Below are 16,232 nucleotides of genomic sequence, written 5' to 3'. Positions count from 1 at the left end.
CCAACCGCGCAGCGCCACCGACTTTTTCAGCTTGAGGTGGAACGCTTCTCCTGTCGCCCCACGGGGTCCGGCGCGCGCGCCTGAACGGGAGACTGTTCATTCGGACGCGCAGCGCAACCGGCCGCGTCCGTGCGTTGACCGTCTTCGCATGGCACGCGACGGCACGGCGGAGAGCTTCCTGCGGTCAGCGCATCTCGACCAGCAGGCGCCGCAGCCAGATGCCGGACGGGTCGGCTTCGGTGCGGCGGTGCCAGACCAGCGAATAACTGAAGTTCGGGATCAGGAACGGCAACGGGAAGGACAGCAGGCCTTGCGACAGGGCGATCGATTCCAGCAGTGACGGCAGGGTGGCGACCATTTTCGTCCCCACGATGGCGGTGATGTTGCTCATGAAGCTGGGGGAGCGCAGGGCAATGGTCCGGTGGCGCCCGATGTTCTTCAGAAAGACATCGATCGGGCTCGATCCCGAAGCGCGGAACTGCGCGACGGCGTGGGGGTAGAGCAGATAGTCGTCGATCGACACGCCCTGGTCGCCCAGGTCCACCAGCGGGTGGTCCGCGGAACAGAACCCGACGAAACTGTCATGGAACAGGAATTGCGACAGATAGGGCGATTCCGGCGGCTGGAGGCCCCAGAAGGTGCAATCGAGTTCCCCATTGGCCAACTGCGCCAAGGTGTGCTCCCCGACATTGATCAGTTCCAGCGTCGCGTTGGGGGCGACCTGCTGAAGCTTCCGGGTGAGCCTGGGCACGATGGTCAGGGCGGCGAAATCGCTGATGCCGATCCGGAAATGGCGGTTGTCCTCGACGATGTCCAAACCGTCGCTCCTCATCAGGACGCGGACGGATTGGAGGATGCCCGCCACCGGCCCAATCATCGATTGTGCCCGCTCCGTCGGCACCAGACGGTTGCGGGCGCGCACGAACAGCGGATCGTCCATCAGGACCCGGAGCCGGTTCAACGCATGACTGACCGCCGGTTGGCTCAGCGCCAGTTGCGGAGCCGCATCCTTCACAGAGCCGGTGCGCGCGATCGCGTCGAAAACCACCAGCAGATTCAAGTCGATACGGGTCAAATTCATGGCGTGAATTCCGGACTTTATAACCCTGCATTTTACTAAAGCAACTTGTGTGTGTATAGGCCGAAAGGAGGTCCCAAAGCGCCTAACCCCTTCGAGGAATGCTCGTCATGCTCCATTCGACCGCGTCCCGGCCCGTCTCCGCCATCCTGGGCTGTGAGGGTGCTCCCGAGGCTTCGAGGCGCGAGGTCGCGTTCATCGACACGGCGCTCGACGACTGGCGGGCCCTGGAGGCCGGGACGCCGGCCGGCATCGAGGTCTTCCTGATCGACAGCCGGGCCGACGGCATGGCGGCGATGGCGCGGACGCTGGATGGCCGACGCGACATTCACGCCATTCATGTGCTCAGCCACGGCTTCGAAGGCGGCCTCCAGCTCGGCTCCGGCCGTTTCGACACCACGGCCCTGGCGCAGCGCGTCGAGGAACTGGCGTCCATCGCCTCCAGCCTCGCCCCGGATGGCGACATCCTGCTCTACGGCTGCGACGTGGCGTCGGGCCGGGGCGCCGACTTCCTCACCGCGCTGGCGGAGGCGACGGGGGCCAACGTCGCGGCCTCGCGGACGCCCACGGGTGCCGCGGACCGGGGCGGTGACTGGGACCTCGACTGGGTGCACGGCGCTGTCACCACCGATGCGCTGCGGTTCGACTCGTATTGCGGGGTGATGGCGGCTCCGACCATCGTGAGCGGCGTCGCCTACGTCGGTGAAAACACCATCGTGCTGACGTTCGATCAGGCGCTGGACGCCGCAAGCCAGCCGACCCTGAGTTACTTCGCCTCCGACATGCTGACCCCGAGCAGCGTGGAGATCAACGGTGCCGCGACCAACTTGTCGGCCGCCGTGATCTCCGGCAACACGCTGACGCTGACGCTTCCAATGGAGACGTTCACCAGCGGTGACGTGCTCACCATCAAGTATGAGGACCCGACCGGCAATCAGACCAGCGGCGTTCTCCAGGCATCGCTGTCCGGTGACGATGTCGCGACCTTTCAGAACAACGTCACGGTTTATGGAGCCCGTCCGACCACCGACCCGACACTGACGGCGACGGGCGGCACGACGACGTTCAACGCCAGCCCGGTGGATCTGTTCTCGTCGGTCACCGCCGACACCAACGACACGGGGCAGGTTTTCACCGGCCTGACGCTGACCGTGACGGGCCTCGTCGACGGCGCGTCGGAAATGCTGGGCTTCACCATACCGGGGATGATGGGGGGGCCCGTCACCATCGCGTTGACCGGCGCCGGCACCCTGACAGGTCCCTTCGTCGGGTCGGCTGTCGGCGGCGTCACGCTCAACGGCAGCACCGCCACGGTGACGATCAGCGGCCTGCAATACTCGGCCGCCGACATGCAGTCGTTCATCGACAGCATCGCCTACAACAACACCGCCGGCACGCCGTCCAACGGCCAGCGCGTCGTCACCCTCACCAGCGTCACCGACGACGGGGCGAGCAACAACACGGCCAGTCTGACCGGCATCGCCGCCACCATCAATGTCGGCGCACCGCCGCTGACCCTGCCCACCCTGACGGCGACGGGCGGCACGCCGGCCTTCAGCCAGGGATCGCCCGTGGGCGTCGATCTGTTCTCCGGGGTGACGGCGAACACCAACGACACGGGGCAGGTCTTCACCGGCTTGACCCTGACGATCACCGGCGTGTCCGACGCCGAGGCGCTGCTCGGCATCGGGAGCAGTGCCCTGCCCCTGTCGATCGCCGGTGGCGGCCCGACGCCGCTGCCGGGGATCACCGGGTCCGTCATGGGGGTCTTCGCCAACGTGGCGGTCAACGGCACCACGGTGACCGTCACGCTGACCGGGCTGAACCACACCAACGCCCAGCTCGCGACGTTGATCGACGGCCTGTCCTACATCAACTACACCGGCGGAACCCTCGTCTCCGGCAACGTCACGCCTGGCAACCGCGTCATCACGGTCACCAGCGTCACCGACGACGGCGGCAACAACCACACCGCCAGCCTCACCGGCGTTTCCGCCACCGTGAACGTCTCGGGCCCGGCGGCACCCGTCCTGGTCAGCGCCGTGGCCCATGCCGGCGAGAACACGATCACGCTGACGTTCGACACGCTTCTCGACAGCACGGGTCCGGTGCCGCGCAGCCTCTTCCTCGGCACGTCCGGCCCTTGGGCCTACGGTGCGAACAAGGTCGTGCTCACGAGCAACGGAAGCACCAGCCCGGTCGAAATAAGCTCCGTGTCGGTGTCCGGCTACACGCTGACGCTGACCCTCAGCAACGCCACGCTCACCGCCGGCGACTCGATCAACTTCCGCTACATCGATCCGAACAGCGGTACGGACGACGCCAGCGGAGTCATCCAGAGCGCCTCCGGGGGGCTGGACGCCCTCGGCTTTGACGCCGCCCTGACCGTGGGCGCGGCGCGGCCTGTCCCGGTCCTGCAAAGCTCCGCGGTGACCGGCGATTCGCTGGTGCTCACCTACGACGTGGCCCTCGATTCCGTCAACCCGCCGGCGGCGGGCGCCTTCACCGTCACGGTCGGCGGCACCTCGGTGGCGGTCAGCAGCGTCGCTGTGGACGGCGCCAACAAGACGGTCACGCTGACGCTCGGCCAGGTGGTCGCCTATGGCGACACCGTCACCGTCTCCTACACTGATCCCACCGCGGGCGACGACGCGAACGCCATCCAGGCCGGCACCGGCGGGCGCGATGCCGCCAGCTTCACCGGCCAGTCGGTCACCAACAATTCGCCCGATCCGAGCACCACGCCGCCATCCGTCACGGCCATCGATGCCTATGTCGGCGAAAACGTCATCATCGTGACGTTCGATCAGGCCCTTGACGCCCAGAGTCCGTTGCTGCTTTCCAGTTTCGGCGCCGTCGACAGCTATATTCCGCTGGATCTGGGCACCGACGCCATCCTCGTGGGCAGCACGAAGGTCGATCTGCGCTCGGCGGTCATCTCCGGCAACAAGCTGATCCTGACCACGGCGAGCCCGCTCGCTCAGGGAGATTACGTCCGCTTCACCTACACCGATCCCACCGCGGGCAACGACACCGCCAACGTCCTGCAGAACCTGTCGGGCCTGGATCTCCCCGACACCCGCTTCGCCACCATGGTCACGACCACCCGCGCGGTCAACACCCCGAGCCTGACGGCGACGGGCAACGCGACGACCTTCACCAACTCCTCGAGCCCGGCGGACCTGTTCTCGTCGGTCACGGCGAACGCCAATGATCTGGGACAGGTCTTCACCGGTCTGACCTTCACCGTGACCGGCGTCCTGGACGGTGGGTCGGAATATCTGATCTTCATGGTCCCCGGGGGCACGTCCTCCATCATGAATTTGACCAATGGCGCCAGCTTGATGAGCGGCACCTTTGGGGTCACCGGCGGCGCCACGCTCAACGGCAGCACCTTGACGGTGACGATCAGCGGCCTGCGGTTGTCGGCTGACGAAATGCAGTCCCTCCTGGACGGCTTCTACTACAACAACAACGCCAGCACGCCGTCCAACGGCCAGCGCATCATCACCCTCGCCAGCGTCACCGACAGCGGCGTCAGCAACAACGTCGGCGCCCTCACCGGCATCTCCGCCGTCATCAACATCGGCGCCCCCTCGTCGCCGGTCCTGCAAAGCGCCGCGGTCAATGGCACGTCGCTGGTGCTGACCTACGACACGGCGCTCGACGCCGTGAACATTCCGTCCGCGGGCAGTTTCACCGTCCTGGCCGGCGGCAGCCCGGTGACCGTCAGCGGCGTCGCCGTGGACACCGCGACCAAGACGGTCACGCTGACGCTCGCCCAGCCGGTCGCCCACGGCGCCGCGGTCAGCGTCTCCTATGCCGACCCCACCGCGGGCGACGACGCCAACGCCATCCAATCCTTCGGCGGCGGCCTCGACGCCGCCGGCTTCACCGGCCGGTCGGCCACCAACACCACGCCCGACCCGAACGGCGTCCCGCCGACGCTGGCGCTGACCGCCAAGGACGGCGGCTTCCAATCCGGCCAGGGCAGCGGCGGCACCGACCTGTTCGACGGGGTGACCGCCTCCACGGTCGACAGCGGTCAGACCTTCACCGGCATGGTGCTGACCGTCCACAACGTCGGCGGCACCGGCAGCACCGAGTTCCTGAGCATCGGCGGCACCGACATCGCGCTGAGCAACGCCAGTTCGGGCAGCGTCGCCGGCGGCGCCTACACGGTCACGCTGGCGAACGGCGTCGCCACGGTGACGCTGAGCGGTATGGCGCTCAGCAACGGCGGCATGGACACGCTGATCGACGGCATCGCCTACAAGAACACGGGGTCGTCCAGCGTCGCCGTCGGCAACAGCGAAACCCGCTCGGTCGTCCTGCGCTCCATCACCGACAGCGGGGCGTCCGCCAACACCACGGTGATCGACAAGGTCGCCACGGTCTCGATCGCGAACACGACCAGCTACAGCCCGTTCCTGACGGTCGTCCCGACGAACCCGTCCATCACCTTCACGCCGGGAACGCCGCAGCAGGTGTCCTTCACCCTGACGGCCACCCAGGCGAGGACCCTGGTCGGGTCGAACGTCATCTTCGGGATCAACGCCCCCAGCGGCTGGTCGGTGGGCAGCGCGACCCTTTCCCCGACGATCTCCGGCATCGTCAGTTCGGGCGACACCTTCACGCTGACCTTCGACGTGATGTCCTCCGGGACCGACACGACCGGCGCGTTCCCCATCAGCATCTACTCGATGTCCACCGGCATCGATCTCACCAATTCGGCGATCTCCAGCTCCGTCATGGTGACGGTCGCCAATCCGCCCGTCGTGCAAAGCGCGACGGTGAACGGCACGACGCTGGTGCTGACCTATGACAAGGACCTCGACGCGGCCAACCCGCCGGCGGCCGGCGCCTTCGAGGTCAAGGTCGGCGGCACCACGGTCTCTGTCAGCAACGTCGCCGTGGACGGCGTCAACAAGACGGTCACGCTGACGCTGGCCCAGGGCGTCACCGACGCGGACACGGTCACGGTCGCCTACACCGACCCGACCACCGGCAACGACGCCAGCGCCGTCCAGGCCACCAACGGTGACGACGCCGCCAGCTTCACCGCCCGGCCGGTCACCAACAACTCGCCCGACACCACCCCGCCGTCGCTGGTTTCGGCGTCGGTCAACGGCACGACCCTGACCCTGACCTATTCCGAAGCGCTGGACGGCGCCGCCGACGCGGCGGGGTCGGCCTTCACCGTGATGGTGAACGGCGTGGCGCGCACGGTGACGGGGGCGAACGCTTCCGGCACGACGGTGACGCTGACGCTGGGAAGCGCGGTGGAACGCTACCAGACGGTCACCGTCGGCTACACGCCGCCGGGGTCGGGCGCCAAGACGCAGGACGTGGCCGGCAACGCCGCCGCCGCGGTGACCGGCCGGGAGGTGCGCAACGTCACGGTGGGCGATGCCAACTTCATCCTGCTCGGCACCAACCCCTTCGGCCTCGTCGACATCGGCACGACCGCCCGGCCGACCCTGGTCGACATCGACGGCGACGGCGATCTCGATCTGGTGACCGGCAACAGCGGTTCGTCCGTCCGGTTCTACCGCAACGACGGCACCGCGGCGGAGCCCAGCTTCACCTTCGTCGGCACCAACCCCTTCGGTATCGGCAACACCACGTACGGCACGCCGACCTTCGGCGACCTCGACGGCGACGGCGACCTCGACCTGTTGCTCGGCAACGGCTCCGGCCTCACGGTGGTGTACCGCAACAACGGCACCGCCACGGCGCCCAGCTTCACCATGGTTGGCACCAGCGCCTTCGGCATCGGCCAAGTCGGCGGCGGTTACGCCAAGGCGACTCTCTGGGACCTGGACGGTGACGGCGACCTCGACCTGCTGTTCGGCGGCAACGACGGCACGTTGACCGTGTACCGCAACGTCGGAACGTCGGCGTCGCCCAGCTTCACCGTCGTCGGCACCAACCCCTATGGTCTTGAAGATGTCGGCTTCGCCTCGACGCCGACCTTCGTGGACATCGACAACGACGGCGACCTCGATGTGCTGGTCGGCAATTTCGACGGCAACACGGTGGTGTTCCGCAACGTCGGCACCAACGCGGCGCCCAGCTTCACCGTCGTCGGCACCAACCCCTACGGCCTGGGCGACGTCGGCACCGCCGCCCTGCCGGTGTTCGCCGACCTCAATGGCGACGGCGACCTCGACGCGCTGATCGGCAATGGCGACGGCAACTTCGTCGTCTACCTCCAGGGTCCGCCGCCGCCCGCGGCGCCCTCGGCCCTGGCGCTGACGGCCGGCACCAACACCGGCTCGACGGCCGACACCATCACCGGAAACACCGCGCCGACCATCACCGGCTCGGCCGTGCCGCTGTCGGAGGTGGTGCTGTACGACGGCGCCTCGGCGATCGGCACCGTCACGGCGGACTCCCTCGGCCAATGGACCCTGACCACGGGGACGCTGGCCGAAGGCCTCCACACCCTGACCGCGAAGTCCACCAGCGCCTATTACACCGGCACGTCCGCGGCCTCGACGGCGCTGAGCGTGACCATCGACACGACGGGACCGACGCTGACCTCGGCGCGGCTGAACGGCACAACGCTGACGCTGACCTATTCGGAAGCGCTGGACGGCGCCCAGGCTCCCACCGGCGCCTTCGCGGTGACGGTGGGCGGCGTGGCGCGGACGGTGAGCGCGGTCTCGGTCAGCGGCCGGACGGTCACCCTGACGCTGGACGCCGGGGCGACGCTCTATCAGAGCGTCGCGGTGGACTACACCCCGCCGGGTTCGGGCGCGAAGACGGCGGATGCGGCGGGCAACGCCGCGGGCGCGGTGAGCGGCCGGACCGTCACGGTGGTCGGTGATCCGACCTTCACGCTGGAGGGCACCAACCCCTTCGGCCTCGGCGATGTCGGAGACAACGCCACACCGATCTTCGTGGACATCGACGGCGACGGCGCCCTCGACGCCCTGGTCGGCAACTTCGCCAGCAAGATCGTCTTCTACCGCAACGTCGGGACGGCGACGGCGCCCACCTTCACGCTCGCTGGCACCAACCCCTTCGGCCTCAACCCCGTGGGGTCCGGCGGGGCGCAGCCGACCTTCGCCGACCTCGACGGTGACGGCCGTCTTGACGCCCTGGTCGGCACCGCCGGCGGCAACACCTACTTCTACCGCAACGTCGGGACGGCGACGCAGCCCACCTTCACGCTGCAGGGCTCCAACCCCTTCGGCCTCAGCCGCGCCGGGTTCGGATCGTCGGTGGAGCTGGCGGACATCGACGGCGACGGCGACCTCGACGCCCTGATCGGCGTTGACGACGGCCACACGGTCTTCTACCGCAACGTCGGGACGGCGACGGCGCCCACCTTCACGCTGGAGGGTTCCAACCCCTTCGGTCTCGGCAACGTCGGGGTCAGCGCGACTCCGAAGCTGTTGGACATCGACGGCGACGGCGACCTCGACGCCCTGATCGGCAGCGGGGACGGCAAGACATACTTCTATCGCAACGTCGGAACGGCGGCGGCGCCCACCTTCGTCCTGGAGGGCACCAACCCCTTCGGTCTCGGCGATGTCGGGGACAACGCCACGCCGATCTTCGTGGACATCGACGGGGACGGCGACCTCGACGCCCTGATCGGCAACACGGACGGCGATACGGTGCTGTTCCGCAACGGCCCGCCGCGGCCGGCCGCGCCGGGCGGTCTGGCGCTGACGGCGGGATCGAACAGCGGCTCGACCACCGACACGCTGACCAAGGTCACGACGCCGACGATCACCGGCACGGCGGAGGCGTCCGCCACGGTGGTGCTGTACGACGGGGCGACGGTGGTGGGCACGGCGACGGCCGACGGCGCGGGCCTGTGGACGATCACGTCCGCGTCGCTGAGCGACGGCGCGCATTCGCTGACCGCCAATGCAAACACCGCCAACGGCGCCTCGGCGGCCTCGACGGCGCTGAGCGTGACCATCGACACGGCGGCGCCGACGCTGACCGCGGCGGTGCTGAGCGGAACGACCCTGACGCTGACCTATTCGGAGGCGCTGGACGGCGCCCAGGCTCCCACCGGGGCCTTCACGGTGCTGGTGGGCGGCGTGGCGCGGACGGTCACCGCGGTCGCCACCAGCGGCAAGACGGTTACCCTGACGCTCGACGCCGGGACGACCTCCGCCTATCAGGCCGTTACGATCGATTACACCCCGCCGGGCTCCGGCGCGAAGACCGCGGACGCGGCCGGCAACGCCGCGGGCGCGCTGACCGGCCAGCCGGTGCGCGAGGTGGCCGACCCCTCCTTCGTCCTGGAAGGCACCAACCCCTTCGGCCTCGCCACGACCGGGCCCTGGTCGATCCCGACCTTCGCCGACATCGACGGCGACGGCGATCTCGACGCGCTGGTCGGCATGAGCGACGGCACCATCCGGTTCTACCGGAACGATGGAACGGCGACGGCCCCCAGCTTCACATTGGCGGGCACCAACCCCTTCGGGTTGGGCGCGCTCGATATGAACGCCGCCCCGACCTTCGTGGACATCGACGGGAACGGCACGCTCGACGCGCTGATCGGTGACTTCAACGGAAACACGGTGGTCTACCGGAACGTCGGAACGGCGACGGCTCCCAGCTTCACCCTGGTGGGCACCAATCCCTTCGGGTTGAGCACCGTCGGCTCCGCCACCACCCCCTCCTTCGTGGACATCGACGGCGACGGCGATCTCGACGCGCTGATCGGCAACTACGACGGCAACACGGTGTTCTTCCGGAACATCGGCACGGCGACGGCTCCGAGCTTCGCCCTTGAAGCCACAAACCCCTTCGGGCTGACCGACGTCGGCAGCTACGCCCAGCCGACCTTCCAGGACATCGACGGCGACGGCGACCTCGACGCGCTGGTCGGCAATTTCGCCGGCGACATGCTGTTCTTCCGCAACGTCGGCACGGCGACGGCGCCCAGCTTCACGCTGGAGGGCACCAATCCCTTCGGGCTCAGCAACGTCACCTTCAAGTCCGTCCCGAGCCTCGTGGACATCGACGGGGACGGCAGCCTCGACGTGCTGGCCGGCGGCGACACCGTCGGCAACAACATCATCCTCTTCCGCAACCTGCCGCTGCAGCCGGCGAGCCTCGCGCTGACCAACGCGTCCAACAGCGGTTCCACGACGGACACGCTGACCAACGTCACGGCGACGGCGATCACCGGCCAAGCCAAGGCGTCCACGACGGTGGTGCTGTACGATGGGGCGGTGGCGCTCGGCACGACGACGGCCGACGCCAACGGCCTGTGGACCATCACGGCAGCCTCGCTGAGCGAAGGCGCTCATTCCCTGACCGCCGTGGCGAGCAACGGCACCAACGCGTCGCTGCCGTCCTCCCGGCTGAACGTGACCATCGACACGACGGCACCGACTCTGACCTCGGCGGTGCTGAGCGGGACGCGGCTGACCCTGACCTATTCGGAAGCGCTGGACGGCACCCAGACGCCGGTGGGCGGCGCCTTCACGGTGACGGTCGGCGGGGTGGTGCGCACGGTCACCGCGGTCGCCACCGCCGGCCGGACGGTCACCCTGACGCTGGATGCCGGAGCCACCTCACTCTATGAGGGCGCGACGGTCAGCTACACCCCGCCGGGCTCCGGCGCCAGGACCGTGGACGCCGCCGGCAACGCCGCGGGCGCGCTGAACGGCCAGCCGGTCCGCGTGGGCGGCGACCCCAAATTCACCCTGGAAGCCACCAATCCCTTCGGCCTCGGCACCTTCGTCGGTCAGTCCGCCCCGGTCTTCGCCGACATCGACGGCGACGGCGACCTCGACGCGGTGGTTGGCGACTGGTACGCCAACATCGTCGTTTACCGCAATGTCGGCACGGCGGAGGCGCCCAGCTTCACCCTGGTGGGCACCAACCCCTTCGGCCTGAACACCGTCGGCGGCGGCATGCCCGCCTTCGCCAAGCCGACCCTCGCGGACATCGACGGCGACGGCGACCTCGACCTGCTGGCCGGCAACGCGGGCGGCGACATCGTCGTCTACCGCAACAACGGGACGGCGACGGCGCCCAGCTTCACCCTGGTGGGCACCAATCCCTTCGGCTTGAGCAATGCCGGGGGCTTCGCGTCACCGTCCCTGGCGGACATCGACGGCGACGGCGATCTCGATGCCCTGATCGGCAACGCGGATGGCAATACGCTCTTCTATCGGAACGTCGGAACGGCGGCGGCGCCCACCTTCGCGCTGGAAAGCACCAATCCCTTCGGCCTCGGCAATGTCGGAAGCAACGCCACACCGATCTTCGTGGACATCGATGGGGATGGCGACCTCGACGCGCTGATCGGCAACGACAGTGGCAACACGGTCCTCTACCGGAACATCGGAACGGCGACGGCGCCCACCTTCACGCTGGACGGCACCAACCCCTTCAACCTGGGCGATGTCGGCAGCAACGCGAAGCCGATCTTCGCGGACGTCGACGGTGACGGCGATCTCGACGCGCTGATCGGCCGGGACGACGGCAAGACGGTCCTCTTCCGCAACACCACGCCGCCGCCCGCGACCCCCACGGCACCGACGCTGACAACGGCGTCGAACAGCGGATCGACGACCGACACGCTGACCAACGTCACGGCGCCAACGATCGTCGGAACGGCAGCCGCCTCGTCGACGGTGGTGCTGTACGACGGCGCCACCGCCATCGGCACGGTGACGGCCGACGCCGCCACCGGCCTTTGGACCTTCACCACCGCGTCGCTGAGCGATGGCGCGCACACGCTGACCGTCACGTCAGGCAACGTCCACGGCACCTCGTCGGCATCGACCGCCCTGACGTTGAGCATCGACACGACGGCGCCGACCGCGCCAGCGGTGACCAGCGCGGCGCTGAGCAACAACGCCACCCCGACCCTCACCGGCACGGCCGAGGCCGGCAGCACCGTCACCGTCACGGTGGGTGGGGCGACCTACACCACCACGGCGACCAACGGGACCTGGAGCATCGACCTCGCCACGGCGACGCCGGCCACCGGATCGCTGAGCCTGAACGCCAACGGCGCCAACCCGGTTTCGGTCACCGCGACCGACGCCGCCGGCAACACATCGTCCGCCGGGACACAGACGCTCACCATCGACACCACAGCTCCGAACGCCCCGGCGGTGACCAGCGCGGCGCTGACCAACAGCGCGACGCCGGTGGTCAGCGGCACGGCGGAAGCGGACAGCACGGTCACCGTCACCATCGGCGGCGCCACCTACACCACCACCGCCACCAACGGAAGCTGGTCGATCAACCTCGCCACGGCGGTGCCGGCGACCGGCTCGCTGAGCCTGAACGCCAACGGCAGCAACCCCGTCTCGGTCACCGCCACCGATGCGGCCGGCAACATCTCAACGGCCGCTACGCAGTCGCTGGTCGTCGACACCACGGCCCCCACCGCCCCGACGGTCACCAGCTCGGCCTTCACCAACAACACGACCCCGACCATCGCCGGCACGGCGGAGGCCGGCAGCACCGTCACCGTCTCGGTGGGCGGCGCCACCTACACCACCACCGCCACCAACGGCGGCACCTGGGACATCGACCTCGCCACGGCGACGCCGACCACCGGCACGCTGAGCCTCCTGCCGAACGTTCCCGTACCAGTCGTCGCGACCGCCACCGACCCCGCCGGGAATCCCTCGTCCCCCGGGACGCAGATGTTGACCATCGACACCGTAGCGCCGAACGCGCCTGCGGTGAGCAGCCCGGCGCTGAGCAACAGCGCCACCCCGACCATCACCGGCACGGCAGAGGCCGGCAGCACCGTCACCGTCTCCATCGGCGGCGCCACCTACACCACCACGGCGACCAACGGGACCTGGTCCATCGACCTTGCCACGACGACGCCGACCACCGGCACGCTGAGCCTGAACGCCAACGGGACCAACGCCGTCTCGGCGACGGCGACCGACGCCGCCGGCAACACCTCCACGGCCGGCACGCAGTCGCTGACCATCGACACGACGGCACCGACCGCCCCGGTGGTGACCAGCGCGGCGCTGACCAACAATGCCACCCCGACCCTCACCGGCACGGCGGAAGCCGGCAGCACCGTCACCGTCTCGGTGGGCGGCGCCACCTACACCACCACCGCCACGAACGGAGGGACCTGGACCCTCAACCTCGCCACCGCGACACCGACCGCCGGATCGCTGACCCTCGACGCCAACGGCAGCAACGCCATCTCGGCGACCGCAACGGACGCCGCGGGCAACGTCTCCACGGCCGGCACCCAGTCGCTGACCATCGACACGACGGCACCCAACGCCCCGGCCGTCACCACGGCGCTGACCAACAGCGCCGCCCCGACCATCGACGGCACGGCGGAAGCCGGCAGCACCGTCACCGTCTCGGTGGGCGGCGCCACCTACACGACCACGGCGACCAACGGCACCTGGTCCATCAACCTCGCCACCGCGACGCCGGCCACCGGCACGCTCAGCCTGAACGCCAACGGTGCCAACCCGGTGTCGGCAACGGCGACCGATGCCGCGGGCAACACGTCCACGGCCGGGACACAGACGCTGACCATCGACACGACGGCGCCCAACTCCCCAACCGTCACCAGCGCCGTGCTGAGCAACAGCACGACGCCGATCCTCACCGGCACCGCCGAGACGGGCAGCACGGTCACCGTCTCGGTGGGTGGGGCGACCTACACCACCACAGCGACCAACGGGGCCTGGAGCATCAACCTCGCCACCGACACCCCGGCGGCTGGTTCGCTGAGCCTGAACGCCAACGGTACCAACACCGTCTCGGCGACGGCGACCGATGCGGCGGGCAATGTCTCGGCGCCGGGCACCCAGTCGCTGACCATCGACACGACGGCTCCGAACGCGCCCACCGTCACCACGGCGCTGAGCAACAGCACGACGCCGACCCTGACCGGCGCGGCGGAGGCTGGAAGCACCGTCACCGTCACGGTGGGCGGTGCCACTTACGCCACCACAGCCACGAACGGCGGGACCTGGACTCTTGACCTCGCCACGGCGACGCCGACCTCCGGCTCGCTGAGCCTGAATGCCAACGGCGCCAACGCCGTCTCGGCCACGGCGACCGACGCCGCGGGCAACGTCTCCACGCCGGGCACGCAGTCGCTGACCATCGACACCACGCTGCCCAACGCCCCGACCGTCACCAGCGCCGTGCTGACCAACAGCATCACCCCGACCCTCACCGGCACGGCGGAAGCGGACAGCACGGTGACCGTGACCATCGGCGGCGCCACCTACACCACCACGGCGACCAACGGGACCTGGAGCGTCAACCTCGCCACGGCGACGCCGACCACCGGCACGCTGAGCCTCAACGCCAATGGGACCAATCCGGTCTCCGCGACCTCCACCGACGCCGCGGGCAACGTCTCCACGCCGGGCACGCAGTCGCTGACCATCGACACCACCGCTCCGACCGCCCCGACCGTCACCACAGCGCTGAGCAACAGCGCCACCCCGACCCTGACCGGCACGGCGGAAGCGAACAGCACGGTGACCGTCACGGTGGGTGGGGCGACCTACACGACCACAGCGACCAACGGCACCTGGTCGATCAACCTTGCCACGGCGACGCCGACCACGGGGGTGCTGAACCTCAACGCCAACGGTGCCAACCCCGTCTCGGCCACAGCCACCGACGCGGCAGGCAACATCTCGACGGCCGGCACCCAGTCGCTGACCGTCGACACGACGCTGCCCGATGCCCCGACCGTCACCACAGCGCTGAGCAACAGCACCACGCCGACCCTCACCGGCACGGCGGAAGCGAACAGCACCGTCACCGTCACGGTCGGTGGTGCCACCTACACCACCACCGCGTCGGGGACCGGCGCCTGGAGCCTGAACCTCGCCACGGCCGTCCCGACCGCCGGCACGCTCAGCCTCAACCCGAACGGCGGCAACGCCATCTCGGCGACGGCCACCGACGCCGCCGGCAACGTCTCTGCGCCGGGCACGCAGTCGCTGGCCGTCGACACGACTCTGCCCGATGCCCCGATCATGACCAGCGCGGCGCTGAGCAACAGCACGACGCCGACCCTCACCGGCACGGCGGAAGCGGATAGCACGGTGACCGTCACGGTGGGTGGAGCCACCTACACCACGACGGCGACCAACGGCACCTGGTCGATCAACCTTGCCACGGCGACGCCGACCACCGGGTCGCTGAACCTGAACCTCAACGGGGGCAACGCCGTCTCGGCCACCGCCACCGACGCTGCGGGCAACGTCTCCACGGCCGGCACGCAATCGCTGACCATCGACACCACCGCGCCCACCGCCCCAGCGGTGACCTCGGCGGCGCTGAGCAACAGCACGACGCCGACCCTGACCGGCACAGCGGAAGCCGGCAGCACCGTCACCGTCACGGTGGGCGGGGCGACCTACACGACCACCGCGACGAATGGTTCCTGGAGCGTCAACCTCGCCACGGCGACGCCGACCACCGGCTCGCTGAGCCTGAACGCCAACGGTGCCAACCCGGTCTCGGCCACCGCCACCGACGCCGCGGGCAACACGTCGGCGGCCGGCACCCAGTCGCTGGTTGTCGACACCACGCTGCCCAACGCCCCGGCGGTGACCAGCGCGGCGCTGACCAACAGCACCACCCCCACCCTGACCGGCACGGCGGAAGCGGACAGCACGGTGACCGTCACCATCGGTGGCGCCACCTACACCACGACGGCGACCAACGGCACTTGGTCGATCAACCTTGCCACGGCGACGCCGACCACCGGGTCGCTGAACCTGAACCTCAACGGGGGCAACGCCGTCTCGGCCACCGCCACCGACGCCGCGGGCAACGTCTCCACGGCCGGCACGCAATCGCTGACCATCGACACCACCGCGCCCACCGCCCCAGCGGTAACCTCGGCGGCACTGAGCAACAGCACGACGCCGACCCTGACCGGCACAGCGGAAGCCGGCAGCACCGTCACCGTCACGGTGGGCGGGGCGACCTACACCACCACCGCGTCCAACGGAACCTGGAGCATCGACCTCGCCACGGCGACGCCGAGCACCGGCTCGCTGAGCCTGAACGCCAACGGCGCCAACCCGGTCTCGGCCACCGCCACCGATGCCGCGGGCAACACCTCGACGGCCGGCACCCAGTCGCTGACCATCGACACCACGCTGCCCGACGCCCCGACCGTCACCAGCGCGGC

Annotated in this window: 2 protein-coding genes; one reads left to right on the top strand and one right to left on the bottom strand. The window is 69.3% G+C overall.

Annotated features, from left to right (window positions below; genetic code table 11):
* Window positions 1–184 precede the first annotated feature (184 nt).
* The gene (locus FBZ83_RS13295) at window positions 185–1,060 is read right to left on the bottom strand and encodes a LysR family transcriptional regulator (protein WP_247888287.1); all 876 of its coding nucleotides are present in this window, start codon (window positions 1,058–1,060) and stop codon (window positions 185–187) included.
* 128 nt (window positions 1,061–1,188) lie between these two features.
* Between FBZ83_RS13295 and FBZ83_RS13290 the strand changes: the two genes are divergently transcribed.
* The coding region (locus FBZ83_RS13290) for an Ig-like domain-containing protein (protein WP_186466070.1) at window positions 1,189–16,232 on the top strand (15,044 nt) is incomplete at its 3' end.

Source organism: Azospirillum brasilense, from assembly GCF_007827815.1.
Classification (GTDB): domain Bacteria; phylum Pseudomonadota; class Alphaproteobacteria; order Azospirillales; family Azospirillaceae; genus Azospirillum; species Azospirillum brasilense_C.
This window is presented reverse-complemented; position numbering and strand designations above follow the sequence as displayed.